Origin of the sequence: Pseudomonas sp. TAE6080, assembly GCF_018732265.1 — a bacterium.
Taxonomy (GTDB): Bacteria; Pseudomonadota; Gammaproteobacteria; order Pseudomonadales; family Pseudomonadaceae; genus Aquipseudomonas; species Aquipseudomonas brenneri.
In genome coordinates, this window is record NZ_JAHIDY010000070.1 from 1 (window position 1) to 15876 (window position 15876).

Here is a 15876-nt window from a genome sequence, read left to right on the forward strand (position 1 = left end):
ATGAGGCTCCTGCTTCAATTCAATAACCGTGTTGCACTCAGCTCCTGCAACCGCCGAACAAAAAACACAGTGTATGTGCTGATGGGGACCGGTCGAAGGTTGCGCACGGATTTAGACATCGCACTGAGCCTGTGTTGAAAAAAGACTATTTCCGCACAGGTGATTGACCGGTCGCGCTCACATGGTGTTTCGGCATAAATGATTGCTCTCGCTGTTGTGTCAAACTATGTTGTTACCAATCGAGCCCCGTATTTGAAGTGCGACCCGTCTGTGTCAGTCTATGTTGCTGTTGTGTGGCCCCCGGATCATCCTACAGGCCCCGATTTACGAGAGGGGCTGTGTCAAACTATGTTGTTGGTAACCAGCTGGTGGATTTAGAGAATTAAAACTGTCGCTAGCTAATTAAAACTGTCGCAGCACGGGAGCGCTTTTAGGCTCCCTCGCTGTTGCGACAGATGAATCACCCTGATCCAGAAATGGTCCAGAGCCCATTAAATCGCAGGCAATAAAAACCCCCAAGGACACATTGTTCCTTGGGTTTTCTCGGTATTTTGGTGCCAGAGACGGAATCGAACCGCCGATACGGGGATTTTCAAAACCTGTGAAGCTACTTTCGCATTCGAGCAACGGCTGGTAATCCTTGCCCTATCTCAAATTCGCCAGCGTCGTGCCCGGCCAGAAACGGGCCAGATGGCTTCAAAATACTCCGGACGTACCGGAGCAGCACCGGAGCGTGGCGCTTCAAACCAATCGATTCAGTGCAGGATACAAACCTACAAACTTCTCGAAGCGGCGTAGCAACACCTCGCTATGGGTTGCGTTGGGTGTAAATACTGACTGGGTTGAAAGAGATGTGGCCTGCATGATGTGATCGGCATCTATTGCGGCGAAGCCAAGTTTAGCCGCTCCAATACAGGCCCCAAGTTCGCTGCCAGAAAGCGTGAAGATTTCCCGGTCCAATACGTTGGCTAGCAGTTGGGCCCAGTAGTCGCTTTTCGCACCACCGCCTACCAACGCACATCGACTGACAGTGCTGCCAGCCTTCTCGATGGCGAGCATGGCGTCGCGCAAACCAAACGCCACTCCTTCCAGAACTGCATAGCCGAGCAAGGCGGGGGTGGTGTCGTGGGCGAGGTTGACGAATCCGGCGCGCAGGTGCGGTTGGTTATGGGGCGTACGCTCACCCGCCAGGTAAGGCAAGAAAAGCGGTGTGCTCATGGCCGGAACCTTTTCCAGCGGCAACGCCACGGCCACCTGGCTCAGCAGGTGCGATTCGTTGGGCTGGCCGAGCAGTGTCACCAGCCAGCGCAGACAGCTGGCTCCGGAGAGCATCGCGCCCATTGTGTACCAACGTCCGGGCAAAGCATGGCAAAAGCTGTGCACTGCGGCGTCTGGCTGGGTAACCGGAGTGTCGGTCAACGTCGACAACGCGGCGCTTGTGCCGAGCGTGATGAATGAGTCGCCAGCTTTAACGGCACCGATGCCCAGCGATGAAGCGGGGTTATCGCCGCACCCGCCAGCCACTACTATTCCAGGATTCAAATCCAGCAAAGCACAGGACTTTGACGTGAGTGTGCAGGATGCTGCATTGCTTTCGATCAGCGGCGGCAGTTGGCTCACCGATAGGCCGGTCGCCTCGACCATGGCGGGAAACCACTGCCGCGCCCCTACATCCAGCCATGCCGTGCCAGAAGCATCGGAATAGTCGGTCGCGAGGACGCCGGCCAGCTTCAGGCGTAGGTAGTCTTTGGGAGACAGTACGCAAGCCAGCGCCTCAACGATACGAGGCTCATGCTCTTTCAGCCACAGCAGTTTGGGCGCAGTCAACCCAGCCATGGGCAAGCTGCCAATGATGCCGGCAAAGTCCGGAAAGTTTTGGTGCAGCAACCCCGCCTGGACAGCGGCGCGGGCATCGTCCCAGAGAATGGCGGGACGCAGGACCTGATCGTTCTTGTCCAGCAGCACTGCGCCGTGCATTTGACCTGACAGCCCGATGCAGTGAATACGCTTCCATGCATCTGGGTAGGCATTGCGCAGGACGAGCAGTGCCTCAACGCAAGCGATCCACCAATCCTGTGGGTTCTGTTCGGACCAGCCAGTGTGAGGTCTAGAAATCGACAGCCGTACGCCTGTGTGGCCGAGTACGACACCGGCATCATCCAGCAGCAATGCTTTGAGCTCCGAGGTGCCTAGGTCGATCCCCAGCGAGACGGCGCGACTCATGGTTGACCTATGCTGTTGCATTGGCTTTGCAACGACAGCTTCACCAAGCCCGGTGTTAGGATTCGCGTGGCGACATTCCCGGATGGGGGGGCGATGCGGGTTTGGATGAGTACGAACACTGTCAGTTGCTCCAAGTATTGCACTGGGCAGTATCCCAGCGGGTTCTGAGGGATTTGTTGATGTCGAACGGCACTTAGCCAAGTGTCCAAAAGGCCTGAAAGTTATTCGTACGGTACGGACCTGCTGACATTAACTTGAAGTGTTCAAGCGCTATCGTGGGTAATGGTTGACAGCCTTCGGTAATCAGAGGGAGTTGTCATCTTTAGTGCCATGAAATGGCGATTGAAGTTTGAGATATTGCTGAAACCGACTTCAAAGCAGATCCCGGTAATTGCCATATCGCTGTGAGCCAGCAAGTCGCAAGCTCGGGTAATCCGCAGGCAATTGACGAACTCGATGAACCGGCGGCCAGTGGTTTGACGAAAGAACCTTGAGAAGTAGGTCGGTTGCATTCCCATTTCCTGGGCCACTTCTTCCAAGCTCAAGTCCTGACAGTAGTGCTTGAAAATGTAATTAACCGCTTGGTTTGCGCGTTGCTGATTCTTTTCTCCGGTGATCGACAAGTAGTGCTCGCTCGACAGCAATTGATACTGGTTCGTTTTTGCCAACAGGCTCATCAGGGTCAGAAAATGAGCAAAACACTCAAGCCCGCTAGACGCTGCAATAAGCGGCATCAGGCGGTGTGCTTGCGCGATGGCTTGAGGGTCGTTGAACTTGATGCCGAAACTCGCTCGTCGCAGCAGATCAGCTAGATCCCTGAACTCTGGTACGGCATGTCGTGCTGCCTGAATCATGTCATCGGTAAAGACTACGACCTTGTCGCGTTCAGGATAGACCTCACCGTTCTTGACGTCGCTGATCCAATTATGGGGGAGGTTTGGGCCCGTCAGTACAAGATTGCCCGGATAAAAATTTCCAATATAGTCGCCGACAAACACTTTGCCTGAACTATGGGTGATCAAGTGCAGCTCATATTCCTTATGGTAGTGCCAGCACACCACTGGATCGGGAAAGCCATGCTCCCTGTAGATGATGGAGCTGTGGTCTTTTGGTTGGATAAGTTCGTAGGATGGGGCTGACAAGCGGGCGATTTGGTTACTCATTGGACTGGCCCCAATTCTCTTGTTCTTTGGACACCCCGAAAATATAGAGTGAATATCGAGACCTGTACACTTTTCTTAATCGACAAAAAACATAATTCTTATTAACTCATTGTATTCAATAAGGATTAATTTTTTATGCGTGCCAACATGCAAAATAATTTGTATTTACATGTCCAAAAAAGTACAGGGTTTTGGGTGGATATTCGTTTGTGGCAAAGGGTCGTTGTAGGAGAAGTTATGAGCATCTTATGCCTTGCAACGTCGATGCTCTCGCGGAACAAGGAACACATTTTTAATAAAAAAGGCACATGTGTTATGACGAACATGCTCAGTCAACTGAGGCGGCACAGTGTAGTAGTAGCGGACACCGGTGACCTCGATGCGATTCGCAAGTTTGGCCCCCAAGACGCTACAACAAACCCGTCATTGATATTGAAAGCCGTACAGTCGGGTGGTTATGACGCCGTTCTCGATTCGCTTGTGAAGGACGTTCAGGTTCAGTCTTTGTCCGTCGATCGCGCAGTGGAGGTCATCAGTGACCGGCTGATCGTGGCGATGGGCAAGGAGATTCTGGCGCTGGTGCCGGGGCGTGTTTCAACCGAGGTCGATGCTCGTCTTTCTTTCGATTCTGGCGCCAGCATCAGTAAGGCCAGGCAGATAATTGCACATTATGAGGAGTTGGGCGTTGGTCGTGAGCGCGTACTGATCAAGCTCGCAGCAACCTGGGAGGGGATTCGCGCCGCTGAAGCGCTGGAGAAAGAAGGTATCAACTGTAACCTGACCCTGGTGTTTAATTTCTATCAGGCGCAAGCCTGTGCCGAGGCCGGCGTTTTTCTGATCTCACCGTTCGTGGGGCGCATTCTTGATTGGTACCAAAATACCAACCCTGAGCTCAAGTTCGCACCGGCGGACGAACCTGGTGTGCAAGCCGTCCAGCGCATCTACCGATATTTCAGGCGTCACCAGTACGCCACTTTGGTGATGGGTGCGAGCTTTCGCAATGTCGGCGAAATCAAGGCGCTGGCTGGCTGTGATCGTCTCACTATCGCTCCTGCCTTACTGACTGAATTGGCCGACACCCAAGGTGAATTGCCAGCAGCACTGTTTGAGGAAGGCGACCACGAATCGGTGCCGATGACGCGTCTTAGCGAGGCGCAATTTCGTGTGCAGATGAAAGAGGACCTGATGGCCTCCGGACAGCTGGATGCCGGTATCCGCGGATTCGAAGCGGACCAGGTCAAGCTGGAAGCGCTGTTGCGCGGACGGCTTGCAGATTGATGAGACTGCCAGTGAAAAAATGTATTACCGGAACATGTCATTCAGACAATCAAGAGGTCAGCCATGAAAGCGTTGGTGCTGGAGAAAAAATTCAAACTCAACATCCGTGAAATTGATTTGCCGCTGCATTTGGGGCCAGATGATGTGCGCATTCGTGTGCACACAGTCGGCGTATGCGGCAGTGACGTGCATTACTACACTCATGGCCGCATCGGCTCGTTTGCGGTTGATCAACCCATGGTCTTGGGGCATGAAGCCTCTGGCACAGTCATCGAGGTGGGTAGCAATGTGCGTCATCTGGACATTGGAGACCGGGTCTGTATGGAGCCTGGCATTCCCAACCCTACCTCCAAGGCCTCACGACTGGGGCTCTACAACGTCGACCCGTCAGTGGTGTTCTGGGCAACACCACCTGTGCATGGTTGCTTGATTCCGGAAGTCATTCACCCGGCAGCTTTTACCTTCAAACTTCCCGATCACGTTACATTTGCCGAAGGAGCGCTGGTTGAACCTTTCGCCATTGGCATGCAGGCAGCGGTCAAAGCGCGGATCAAACCCGGTGATGTGGCCGTGGTGATCGGGGCAGGAACGATCGGCATAATGACCGCCCTGGCAGCGTTGGCGGGCGGCGCAAGCCAGGTGCTGATTTCTGATTTGATGGAAGAGAAACTGGCGATTGCACAACGCTACGACGGAATTATTGGGGTGAACATTCGCGAGTGCTCCTTGCAGGAAAAAGTCGACGGAGCAACTGCGGGGTGGGGAGCTGATGTGGTGTTCGAAGCCAGTGGTAGCCCGCGGGCGTATGCCGATGCTCTGGCCGCGGTGTGCCCTGGCGGTGCGCTGGTGCTGGTTGGTATGCCGGTCGATCCGGTGCCGTTCGACATCGTCGCCGCACAGGCAAAGGAAATCCGTATAGAAACGGTGTTCCGTTATGCCAATGTCTACGAGCGTGCGGTGAACCTGATCGCCAGCGGTAAAGTCGATCTCAAACCGCTGGTATCAGCTACCTTCGCGTTTGAGCAAGGCGTTGCTGCATTCGAACGGGCCGCCAGTGCACTACCAGGCGATGTGAAAGTACAAATCAGCTTTGGCGATGCCTGATGGCGGACGTCTTTCTTTTACCCAAGGTGTACGTTGAAGAACTCAACGAGTCTCCTGACGATGTTCGCCACGTAACCCTCTAGAACGAAGTCTCCAACCCTATACACAACCCCGCCAATCTTGATTCGGTAGGGGATGTGAAGGCATGCATTTTGAAAAGTAATCTGCCTGTTACTGAATGTGCGAAGCCTCTGTCTTTTCAGTTCGCGGAGCTGGTGGTGGACGGGGTGACTGGTCACCCTGCATGGCAACAGCCAGCAAGCCCAAGGGCGCGGTAGCCAATTTTCCATGAGCAGCACGGCACGCGGGCCTGTAAGCTATCAAGGAGGTTCGCTGCCCACTCTCTCCAGATCCAGCACGATTACCGTGCAATCCTGACAGAGAGCCCCTCTATGATCATTCGCCGCGCTACTTCGCTTCGCCCTGGACAACTCAAACACTTGATCCGCGTTGCATCCATCACTGGCCGCATGCCAGAGCGGGATGTGGCCTTGCTGTGGCTTACCCATACCACAGGTATTCGCGTCACCGAGCTGGCCTTGCTGGAGGTCGCAGACGTGTTGTACCCAAGCGGTGCCATCAAGCCCGAGGTGTACTGCTATTGGAACTCTGGTCGAGCGCTCAACTCGATTTACCATGCTCGTCCATCTGCCTTGCGAGAAAGGTTATGGACTAATTCCCCGCACGAAGAACGGCCCGGCGCTGGCTGGCTATGGGGCTGTTAGTATGGCCAACGCATTGAAGAAGACGGTGACTGATCTTCCCATCGAGCTGTGGCGATCTTTGACCTGAGATCGTGGAAAGGAGCTGTCGGATCACGCTCGATTTACCATCGAGTCCGGAGTAAAGGTTTTCTTTGCTGATTCACATAGTCCATGGCAGCGCGGCACAAACGAAAATACGAACGGCCTATCGAATGCGCCGGAAGCACAGCGCGATATAAGCCATTTTTTGATGCATCGCTATAACTGGATTCGGCCTCATCAATTCAACGATGGGTTGGCGCCAGCACGAGCCGAGGAAAAACTTAACGTCGTGTCCGGGATTAGTTGACCACTACACTGCCGGGCGGGAGATGGGCTGACTTGAAGCCAGCCCGGTAGTCAGTCCACATCTTCCCAGGCCAATCCCGCGATCGGTTACTGTGCGGTGGCTTTGGGGTAGCCTGCGCGCTTCATGTCGCGCTCGGTGCTTGTCTGTGCCGTGGCCATGGCCTGGTCGACCGACATCTGTCCGGTCAACGCCGCAGAAAACAACTTGCCGACGGAAGTACCGATGCTCTGGAATTCGGGAATGGTCACGTACTGGATGCCGACGTAAGGCACTGGTTGAATGGACGGGTGGGCGGGGTCGGCGTGCTGCATCATCTGCAGGGATATTCTTGCGAACGGTGCCGCCTTGAGATAAGCCTCGTCGTAGGTGGATATCCGGGTGCCGGGCGGCACATTGGCGATCCCGTCTTTCTCTGCAACGAGCTTCACGTAGTCCTTGGACGTAGCCCAGGTGACGAATGACCTGGCAGCATCCTTGTGTTTGGACGTCGTCGGAATGGCCAGCGACCATGCATAGAGCCAGGAGGAGCCTTTGTCGGTGACCTCCGTTGGCGAGGCGGCGTAGCCCACGGTATCGGCCACCTTGCTTTGAGCCTTATCGGTGATGAAGGAACCCGCCGAACTGGCGTCAACCCAGATGGCGCATTTGCCGCTGTTGAACAAGGTCAGTGTTTCGTTGAAGCCGTTACTCGATATGCCGGGCGGTCCGTATTTCCTTAGTGTATCGACATAGAAGTGCGCAGCTTTAGTCCACTCCGGACTGGTCAGTTGGGGCTTCCACTGTTCGTCGAACCAGCGAGCGCCAAAGGCGTTGGCTAGAATACTGAACAGTGCGATGTTCTCGCCCCAGCCAGCTTTGCCGCGCAAGCACATACCGTATTGTTCTTTGCTCGGCTGGTTCAACTGGGCAGCAAACACCCCCAACTGGGTCCAGGTCGGGTTGTCTGGCATGGTTAGGCCAGCTTGCTTGAACAGGTCGGTGCGGTAGTAGGTGACGGTGCTTTCGCCGTAGAAAGGCAGGGCGTAGAGAGTGTTCTTGACCGACAGCCCCTGGCGGATAGCGGGAAATATGTCTTCGACGTCGTAACTGGCAGGGAGGTCTTTCATAGGTTCCAGCCAACCTTTGCTTGCCCAGAGTGGTGTTTCGTAGGTGCCAATGGTCAACACATCGAACTGACCACTTTGGGTGGAAATATCAGTGGTCAGGCGCTGGCGCAAGACGTTCTCTTCTAGCACCACCCAGTTGAGTTTTACGTCGGGATACTGCGTTTCGAAAATTTTCGAGAGCCGCTGCATGCGGATCATGTCACCGTTGTTGACGGTGGCGATGGTGATGGTTTCTGCAGCGTGGCATGTCAGGGTTACGGACAGGCCCGCTGAAACCAAAAGTGTCGTTGCGATTATTCTCATGGTGCTCCTCACTCTGCGCTCGGGGCGACAGCAACTATTATTTTTGTTGTGAACCACTGCTCAGCAGTCAGTCATGTGGGGCAGCGGCCGACAAGCCCGATTACAACAGCTCGAATAAAGCCCAACAAACGCAAAACGCCTACCTTAGCGATACTTTTTCTTCTTTTGAAAAGACCTGCATAAGCAGCAACAAGTACCCTTAGCATCCCGGGTAGTTTTGTATCTTTCGGTAGCAGCTACGTCGCCGGCATGCGAATTGATGGCCCGCGCATTGGATGTGTGAAGTACAGCATCAATCACGCTGCCAAAGCGCCCTGGTCAGAAATGGTCCAGAGCCCATTAAATCGCAGGCAATAAAAACCCCCAAGGACACATTGTTCCTTGGGTTTTCTCGGTATTTTGGTGCCAGAGACGGAATCGAACCGCCGACACGGGAATTTTCAAAACCTGTGAACCTCCTTCAGCATTCGAGAAGCGGCTGGTTATCCTTGCTCTATCTCAAATTCACCCGTGTAAACCCCGGCCAGAAACGGGCCAGATGCCCCAAAACCTTCCGGACGGACCGGAGGAGCTCCGGAGCGCGGGAGGGCGATTAACATTGTTTTTCTACCCGCCGCGCGTACTGCGTGACATTCGAAAACTAGAGAAACTCTATTGCGAGTAAAGTAATCGCAGTTGCATTTCTCGGTGACGGTTGCCTCATATTCGGACTAATTATCGGCTTGTATTCCCTCCAAAATGCTGTCGCTACGTGGTCACAAATCGCCGCTAACCTAAGCCGAATAGGTCAGGCTTTTCTGGCCTAGAGGAGGCCTCCTTGTCCTCTTCATCCGCACAGGTAGATCAAAAGGACTGCTCTGACAGCTTGGTGCCAGCGGCGGAGTATGTCGGCATGTCCACCGATCAAAAACGGACTGCAGGCCGCGAAACTCGGGGGTCTACTACGACAGTTTTAATTCTCTAATTTCAGCGACACGATCAACTTCAAGTCTGCATAAGACTCGATGAGTTGATTGCCCTCACACCTCGCGATGGCCACGCCTTCGCGGGGTGTTTTATTTGTGCAGCTTATCCTGAAAAGTCGCTGTGTTTAGACCCCACTTGAGCGGGGCTAATTAATTACAGGTTATTCAGGTTGAATGCTGATGTCCGACTTGAGTAATGGCGGTAGATCAACTTATTAATTATTAAACTTTTTTGAAATCATGATTTTTCAAGGAGCTTCGAGGTGTTTGTTATCGTGCTTTCAACGCTGGCACAACGCCATTTCAGCGTCGTGAGGGCCTCATTTTTTGTGGTATGATCCGGCGCAACTTTGGGCTGGCGCCAGGTTTGATAGCTTCTGTCTATTCTGCCTTACCCCCGGTTTTTCTGGCGTGGCACGCTGCTTCAGGCATGCTTTTTGGCCTGGTGCTTCAAGGACGAGCGATTTGAACGTTTGGCAATGGCTACCCCATCTTGGCAATGACCCTGTGGCGCTGAAACTCTCGGTCAGGGGTGTGAGGCATTCCGGCTATATATGGCGATCTCGGATAAACGACTCATCCAGTCTTTTAATTAATTTTTGCGAGAGTTGGTGATGGCTTATTTTCCCTGTTTTTTATCTGTCGTTTTTGTCGTTCGTAATCAGGGCGATAAAATTGAAAAAATACTCTCCGAAGCCGCCGAAGTCATTGCGAAAACAGTCAGCGACTATGAGCTGATCGTTGTTGATAACGCGTCCGATGATGACAGCGTCATGGTTTTGAAGGGTCTGACGAGCGAGAAAGGCCTGGCTAACTTGCAGGTCTATGCCTTGACCAAGGAAGTGGACACCGACACCGCCTCCTGGGTTGGCCTGGAAAACGCCTTGGGTGACTATGTCGCGGTCATCGATCCGCTGGTGGACGACATCAACTTCGTCCCACAGATGCTTGATCAAGCGGTCAGCGGCGCCGATGTCGTCTTTGCCCACAACGAACAGAAGAGCACCCAGAGCCTGGCCTATCGTTGGGCCAACGCGGTGTTCCACAGCATGTACAACCGCTTCAACGGGGTTCACCTGGCCAAAGAAGCGCCTCAGTACCGCATCCTGAGCAAGCGGGTGATCAACTTCATCCTGCAACACCCCCAGCCTTCGATGACGTACCGCCATCTTCCGGCCACCGGTGGTTTTGCCCGGGCCTATCTCAAGTACAGTGCCGTGCCCCAGGCCTGCAGCCCCAAGCGCCTGGGCGACAGTATCGATCGTGGCGTGCGTTTGCTGGTTTCCACCACGCGCGCGCCCATGCGCCTGGTGACCTACCTTTCGCTGTTTGGCGCGGTTGCCAACCTGGTGTACTGCGTCTATGTGATCTCGGTGGGTATTTTCAAGGCTGATGTAGCACCCGGCTGGATCAGTTTCTCGCTCCAGCAGTCGGGCATGTTTTTCCTGATTTCCCTGGTGTTGCTGGTGTTGGGTGAATACATCCTCAACATGGCCAGCCTATCGAATGAAGGGCCGCTCTATCATGTAGGGCAGGAGTTCACCAGCGCCCGCATGACCCGGCGCGAGAAGTTGAACATTGAAGAGGTGGCACCTGATGCGGCCGTGGCCAAGGCGCAGCCTTCCGAACGAGTTTCCTGATGTCGAGCGCCCAAGCCAGCCAGCCTGAGCAGGATGCCGTCATTATCGGTGGCGGCTTTTACGGTGCAGCCATTGCGGTCTACCTGGCCAAGCAACGGGGTTTCAAACGGATCCTTTTGGTCGAGCGCGAGCCTGCACTGATGATGCGTGCCAGTTACAACAACCAGGCACGTGTGCATAACGGTTACCACTACCCGCGCAGTTTCACCACGGCGTATCGCAGCCGGGTCAACTTGCCCAAGTTTGTCCAGGACTGGCCGCAGGTGGTCAAGCAGGACTTTACCAAGCTGTACGCCATTGCCCGGCGCAACTCCAAGGTCACGGCCAAGCAGTTCGAGCGCTTTTGCCGGGACATCGGTGCGGACCTAAAACCTGCCGATCCAGCGCTGCGTGACTTGTTCGAGCCACGCTTGATAGAAGAAGTGTTCCTGGTCGAGGAATATGCGTTCGACACCACTCGCCTGGCGGCCTGGGCGGCTCGCGAGCTGGCAGAAAGCGGTGTGCAGATCCGCTATCAGACACGTGTCACTTCGATTTCCAGGGGCGCGACGGCGCCTTTGCAAGTGGTCACCCAAACCTCCCTGGGCGAGGAGGCGCTGACGACCTGCCGGTACGTCTTCAACTGTACGTACAGTGGCCTCAATCAGTTTGCGGGTGATTTCGCGGGGGTCAGTACCGGCCTCAAGCAAGAGATCACGGAAATGGCCTTGATGAAGATGCCCGAATCCCTGGAGGGGTTGGGCGTCACGGTGATGGACGGGCCGTTCTTTTCACTGATGCCGTTCCCGGCCCGTGGGCTGCACACCTTGTCCCATGTACGCTATACGCCGCATTTGCACTGGAATGATGAAAAGGGCCTCGATCCCTACGAAAAGCTGCGCCTTTATGAGCGCGATACACGGGTTGATCGTATGGTCCGGGACGTTGGGCGGTATATCCCCGAAGTGCTCAAGGCCCAACACAAGGATTCGCTGTTCGAGGTCAAGACCATCCTGGTGAAGAATGAAGGGGATGACGGACGCCCGATTCTTTTTGAAAAGCATGCCGAGCTGCCAGGCTGCTTTTCCGTGCTGGGTGGCAAGATAGACAACATTTACGATGTGCTTGAAAAACTGGATACCGAGAGTTTTTCCCATCAAGGTCAATAAAACTTCAGGTTTGGAGCGGAAAAAGATGAATTCGCTTATTGGTTTCTCCGGGTTTGTCGGGGGCACGCTTCTTAAACAGGCCTCCTTCGAGGACTTGTACCGGTCCACCAACATTGGTGAGATAGAAGGCAAATCCTTCGACCTCGTGGTTTGTGCTGGTGCCCCGGCGCAAAAATGGATTGCCAACCGCGAGCCTGAGGCTGACCGCCAGAAGATCGAAGCCCTGATCGCCCATCTGAAAACCATCCAGTGCAAGACTTTCGTGCTGATCAGCACGGTTGATGTGTTCAAAAGCCCCATCGGCGTTGATGAAGACACCCCGGTCGATGAGTCCGGCCTGCATGCCTATGGCCTGCACCGTAGGCTGCTGGAAACCTTCGTCGAAAGTCATTTTCCGAATCACTTGATCGTTCGCCTGCCAGGGCTCGTCGGACCTGGATTGCGTAAAAATGTGATTTTTGACTTCCTCAACGACAACAACCTGCAGGCCATCGATAGCCGGGGCGTGTTCCAGTTCTACCCGATGATCAACTTGTGGTACGACATCCAGACCGCGCTCGATGCGGGACTCAAGCTGGTCCACCTGACTGCCGAGGCAGTGAGTGTCGCGGACATTTCGCAGAAGGGCTTCGGCAAGCCTTTCACCAATACCCTGGCCAATGCTGCCGCTACCTATGACATGCAGACCAAGCATGCGCAGCTGTTTGGTGGCACGGGGCGTTACCAGTACAGCGCTCGTGAAACCGTGCAGGCCGTGCGGGCCTACGCGCAGTCGGAGCCGCTCAAGGCCGCATCGGGAGCACAGGCATGAGGCTGGCGATTTCCAATATCGCGTGGGAGACCACCGAGGATGAAGTCATCGCTGAGCTGCTTGCGCGCTTTGCCGTGGATGCGATTGATATTGCCCCGGGCAAATACTTCCCTGAGCCTGCCAAGTCCACGGACGATGAGATTGCGCGGGTCAAGGATTGGTGGGCGCAGCGCGGCATTGCGCTGACGGGCATGCAAGCATTGTTGTTCGGCACCACAGGCCTGAACGTCTTTGGCTCAGAGCAAAGCCAGGCGGCCTTGCTGGAACACCTTGCGGGTGTGTGCCGCATTGGCGCAGGTCTGGGTGCAACGCGGATCGTGTTTGGCTCACCGAAGAATCGTGATCGCAGTGGTCTGACCGATCAACAGGCGCTGGACGTCGCCGTGCCGTTCTTCCGGCAACTGGGTGATATCGCTCAGGCGTGTGGTGTCACGATTTGCCTGGAGCCCAACCCTACCTGCTACGGGGCGAATTTCATGACCACCAGTGCGCAAACGGCAGTGGTGGTGCGGGCAATTGATCACCCGGCGATCCGTATGCAGCTGGACACCGGGGCATTGGCGATCAACGGTGAAGACCCGTTCACCGTGCTAGAGGATTGTGCCGAGTTGATCGGGCATATTCACGCCAGCGAACCCGACCTGCTCCCGCTGGGTGACGGCGGTACTGAGCACGAAAACATGGCGCGTGCCGTGGCCCGGTACTTGCCAGATCATGTGGTCACCATTGAAATGGTGGCCACCAAGACCGAACCTCACGCGCAATCGATCGAGCGTGCGTTGCAGGTTGCCCGCCAGCATTACCGCACCCCCGATGAGGTGACGGCATGAGCATGAAATGGATCATCTTGATCCTGGGTATCTTGTCGAACGCATCCGCCAGTGTGCTGGTGAAGATGGCGATGATGCCCCCGCGCAAATTCCCTTCCTTGAGCGATCCGATGGCGGCACTCAGCAACTGGCCGTTCTGGGTCGGTCTGGGCCTGTATGGTGCTGCGTTCCTGCTCTATGCCGCGGCATTGGCCCGTTTGCCTTTGAACGTGGCGCACCCGGTCCTGACGGCCGGGGCTATTGCGACGGTCGCCCTGTTTTCCCTGCTGTTTTTCCGTGAGTCCTTTCACTGGACCACTGGAGTCGGCATCGCCCTGGTTATTGCTGGCGTAGGGCTGATTACAGCTCGCGTCGTTTGATGGAAATTAAAATGACTTCTTCTGATATTGCTCCCGATGTACGTGCCGGCTGGCAGGTACCTTCCTTTGACACTCCACTCTGGCTGGGTCGTCAACATCCCTGGTGCGTGGTCATTCCGGTCATCAACGAAGGCGACCGGATCAAGAACCTGCTCGCCCGCATGGCGGCGTTCAACATCGCGGATATGGCCGACATCATCATCGTCGATGGCGGCAGCTCTGACGGTTCGCTTGAGTTGCAATCACTGCAACAGGTGGGTGTGCGTGGCCTGCTGGTCAAGACCGCACCGGGCAAGTTGAGTGCACAGCTGCGTTGCGCCTATGCCTTTGCTCTGGACCAGGGCTATGAAGGCATCGTGACCATCGATGGCAACGACAAGGATGACCCTGAGGCCATCCCGCGCTTTATCGAGGCGTTGAAGCAAGGTGTGGACTTTGTCCAGGCTTCGCGTTTTGTCGAGGGAGGTGTCGCCGAGAACACCCCCAAGTCCCGCGATTTTGCGATCCGTTTCATCCATGCGCCGATGCTGAGCCTGTTTTCCGGCTTCAAGTGGACTGATACCACCCAGGGTTTTCGCGCCTATAGCCGCAAGATGTTGATTGACCCGAAGATGGCAATCTTCCGTGATGTATTCACCACCTATGAGCTGCTTGCCTACCTGTCGTACCGCGCGCCGAAACTGGGTTATCGCTGCGTGGAACTGGCGACGGTGCGCCGCTACCCCCAAGGTGAAGTGCCGACCAAGATCAGTAGCGTAAAAGGCAACCTTTCGGTGCTGGCGGTATTGTTCCGAGCCTGTTTTGGCAAGTACAACTAAAGATTTGGTCGTGAAATGTTCAAGCATCTGGAAATGAATGAAAGGGTTTCTTGCGCACTGGCTGCCTTAATATTCTCGGCGCTGGCTTTAGTGTTTTGTCTCGACATTGCAGTCGCACCAAAGTACTCGGACTTCGTCGTCGGGAGTGTCACGTGGTCGGCGCAGACTAAATTTCAAGACCTTATTGCTGTCCCCGCTTTTCTTGCGGCTTTTGTCTGTGTATTTCTGTTTTTAGCGTCAACAATAGAGCGGCAGAAGAAAAAATTCGGGACTGACTCTGCGCTTGAACTGTCCAGCCAGTATTTGTGGTGGTCGCTTCCTGCTGTTGCAGCCATTGCATCTTTCGTTTTTTTTGAGCAGAAAGATTCGCGGATTTTCTACGGCTCAATTTCCGGCATTACCTTTATCGCCGTGGCCGCAACGGCGAGTGCTTTAAGAGGTATTGATATCAGCCCCCGCACCTATGGCGTGGGCGCATTGGGTATTCTTTTGCTGGCGCTCGTAAAACCAGAGCTTGCACTAGTGCTTGGCCGGGCCCCGGCGGGGATGACATCGGGTATTGATCTCACGCGACTGGCACGGCTTGGATATGCCATTGCAGCGCTAGGATGGGTCGCAGGCCTTATTTATGCCCTGTGGAGCCCCAAAGGGTTTTCGCGAAATATCGGCAAACTACTGCTTGTTGTTCAGTTGGGGCTTTCTACGTTTTATCTGGTGCTGTACCCCGCAAGGCTGCAAGAACCGAACGGTAATGTTTCCAAATATGATACTAGTGTATGGCTGAAAATTTTGCTGATTGGCATGGTTATCTGGGCCATTATTGATATTATCAGGCGTTATAGAAAATATTCCCTGTCCCAGGATTTATCCACCTTATTATCACCCATTGCTTTTTTTGGATTGTTGCTGGCATTAAAAGCGGGTAATACGATTTTCCCTATTGTCAGCCCTGACGATTACCATTTTGGCGAAAGCATGCTGGGGTGGTGGTCGTACCTTCATGGGGTTGTGCCTTATATCGGGGCGGTTGCAGGAGCTGAGTGCAACACGGTTATTGAATTGAAGCAGGAGCCTC

12 protein-coding genes and 3 pseudogenes are annotated in these 15876 nt (G+C 54.6%); 12 read left to right on the forward strand and 3 right to left on the reverse strand.

Going from position 1 to position 15876, the window contains the following annotated elements:
- Nucleotides 1–741 precede the first annotated feature (741 nt).
- Together xylB and KL786_RS28280 are read right to left on the reverse strand one after the other, a co-directional pair.
- On the reverse strand, nucleotides 742–2223 hold the full coding sequence (gene xylB / locus KL786_RS28275; RefSeq protein ID WP_215519699.1) for a xylulokinase: 1482 nt from the start codon (nucleotides 2221–2223) through the stop codon (nucleotides 742–744).
- A 263-nt stretch (nucleotides 2224–2486) separates the two neighbouring features.
- Nucleotides 2487–3386 carry an AraC family transcriptional regulator gene (locus KL786_RS28280; protein WP_215519700.1) on the reverse strand — a complete coding sequence of 300 codons (900 nt, stop codon included), beginning with the start codon at nucleotides 3384–3386 and terminating at the stop codon, nucleotides 2487–2489.
- A gap of 315 nt (nucleotides 3387–3701) precedes the next feature.
- On the opposite strand from KL786_RS28280, the gene tal reads away from it, so the two are divergent.
- From tal to KL786_RS28300, 5 genes and pseudogenes are all read left to right on the forward strand, one after another.
- The gene (gene tal / locus KL786_RS28285) at nucleotides 3702–4664 is read left to right on the forward strand and encodes a transaldolase (RefSeq protein WP_215519707.1); all 963 of its coding nucleotides are present in this window, start codon (nucleotides 3702–3704) and stop codon (nucleotides 4662–4664) included.
- Between the two features lie 63 nt (nucleotides 4665–4727).
- Complete coding sequence (locus KL786_RS28290) at nucleotides 4728–5768, forward strand: NAD(P)-dependent alcohol dehydrogenase (protein ID WP_215519701.1); 1041 nt, start codon at nucleotides 4728–4730, stop codon at nucleotides 5766–5768.
- 392 nt (nucleotides 5769–6160) lie between these two features.
- A pseudogene (locus KL786_RS29785) lies at nucleotides 6161–6364 on the forward strand (site-specific integrase); the annotation flags it as partial.
- A pseudogene (locus KL786_RS28295) lies at nucleotides 6363–6680 on the forward strand (transposase); the annotation flags it as partial. The pseudogenes KL786_RS29785 and KL786_RS28295, both read left to right, overlap by 2 nt.
- Nucleotides 6681–6683: 3 nt before the next feature.
- A pseudogene (locus KL786_RS28300) lies at nucleotides 6684–6821 on the forward strand (IS3 family transposase); the annotation flags it as partial.
- 86 nt (nucleotides 6822–6907) lie between these two features.
- Here KL786_RS28300 and KL786_RS28305 read toward each other — a convergent pair.
- Nucleotides 6908–8230 (reverse strand): ABC transporter substrate-binding protein, encoded by a 1323-nt coding sequence (locus KL786_RS28305; RefSeq protein WP_215519702.1) that lies wholly within the window; start codon nucleotides 8228–8230, stop codon nucleotides 6908–6910.
- A gap of 1579 nt (nucleotides 8231–9809) precedes the next feature.
- Here KL786_RS28305 and KL786_RS28310 point away from each other — a divergent pair.
- The 7 genes from KL786_RS28310 to KL786_RS28340 form a co-directional block, all read left to right on the forward strand.
- Nucleotides 9810–10835 (forward strand): glycosyltransferase, encoded by a 1026-nt coding sequence (locus KL786_RS28310; RefSeq protein WP_215519703.1) that lies wholly within the window; start codon nucleotides 9810–9812, stop codon nucleotides 10833–10835.
- The gene (locus KL786_RS28315) at nucleotides 10835–11983 is read left to right on the forward strand and encodes an NAD(P)/FAD-dependent oxidoreductase (protein ID WP_215519704.1); all 1149 of its coding nucleotides are present in this window, start codon (nucleotides 10835–10837) and stop codon (nucleotides 11981–11983) included. Before KL786_RS28310 ends, KL786_RS28315 begins: the two co-directional genes overlap by 1 nt.
- Nucleotides 11940–12794: an NAD-dependent epimerase/dehydratase family protein gene (locus KL786_RS28320; RefSeq protein WP_502937847.1), complete on the forward strand. Its 855-nt coding sequence runs from the start codon at nucleotides 11940–11942 to the stop codon at nucleotides 12792–12794. Before KL786_RS28315 ends, KL786_RS28320 begins: the two co-directional genes overlap by 44 nt.
- A complete protein-coding gene (locus KL786_RS28325) occupies nucleotides 12791–13624 on the forward strand; it encodes a sugar phosphate isomerase/epimerase family protein (RefSeq protein WP_215519705.1) in 834 nt (277 codons plus the stop codon). The genes KL786_RS28320 and KL786_RS28325 overlap by 4 nt, the downstream gene beginning before the upstream one ends.
- A gap of 2 nt (nucleotides 13625–13626) precedes the next feature.
- Nucleotides 13627–13983, forward strand: coding sequence for an SMR family transporter (locus KL786_RS28330; protein WP_070996626.1), 357 nt, complete (start codon nucleotides 13627–13629; stop codon nucleotides 13981–13983).
- Between the two features lie 11 nt (nucleotides 13984–13994).
- Nucleotides 13995–14801 carry a glycosyltransferase family 2 protein gene (locus KL786_RS28335; RefSeq protein WP_092232409.1) on the forward strand — a complete coding sequence of 269 codons (807 nt, stop codon included), beginning with the start codon at nucleotides 13995–13997 and terminating at the stop codon, nucleotides 14799–14801.
- A gap of 15 nt (nucleotides 14802–14816) precedes the next feature.
- Nucleotides 14817–15876, forward strand: a 1060-nt coding sequence (locus tag KL786_RS28340; RefSeq protein ID WP_215519706.1) for a hypothetical protein, incomplete at its 3' end; no start/stop codon positions are given.

Coding starts and splice junctions, on each gene's coding strand:
- xylB (WP_215519699.1), bottom strand. CDS start 2,223: ATGAGTCGCGCCGTCTCGCTGGGGATCGACCTAGGCACCTCGGAGCTC.
- KL786_RS28280 (WP_215519700.1), bottom strand. CDS start 3,386: ATGAGTAACCAAATCGCCCGCTTGTCAGCCCCATCCTACGAACTTATC.
- tal (WP_215519707.1), top strand. CDS start 3,702: ATGACGAACATGCTCAGTCAACTGAGGCGGCACAGTGTAGTAGTAGCG.
- KL786_RS28290 (WP_215519701.1), top strand. CDS start 4,728: ATGAAAGCGTTGGTGCTGGAGAAAAAATTCAAACTCAACATCCGTGAA.
- KL786_RS28305 (WP_215519702.1), bottom strand. CDS start 8,230: ATGAGAATAATCGCAACGACACTTTTGGTTTCAGCGGGCCTGTCCGTA.
- KL786_RS28310 (WP_215519703.1), top strand. CDS start 9,810: ATGGCTTATTTTCCCTGTTTTTTATCTGTCGTTTTTGTCGTTCGTAAT.
- KL786_RS28315 (WP_215519704.1), top strand. CDS start 10,835: ATGTCGAGCGCCCAAGCCAGCCAGCCTGAGCAGGATGCCGTCATTATC.
- KL786_RS28325 (WP_215519705.1), top strand. CDS start 12,791: ATGAGGCTGGCGATTTCCAATATCGCGTGGGAGACCACCGAGGATGAA.
- KL786_RS28330 (WP_070996626.1), top strand. CDS start 13,627: ATGAAATGGATCATCTTGATCCTGGGTATCTTGTCGAACGCATCCGCC.
- KL786_RS28335 (WP_092232409.1), top strand. CDS start 13,995: ATGACTTCTTCTGATATTGCTCCCGATGTACGTGCCGGCTGGCAGGTA.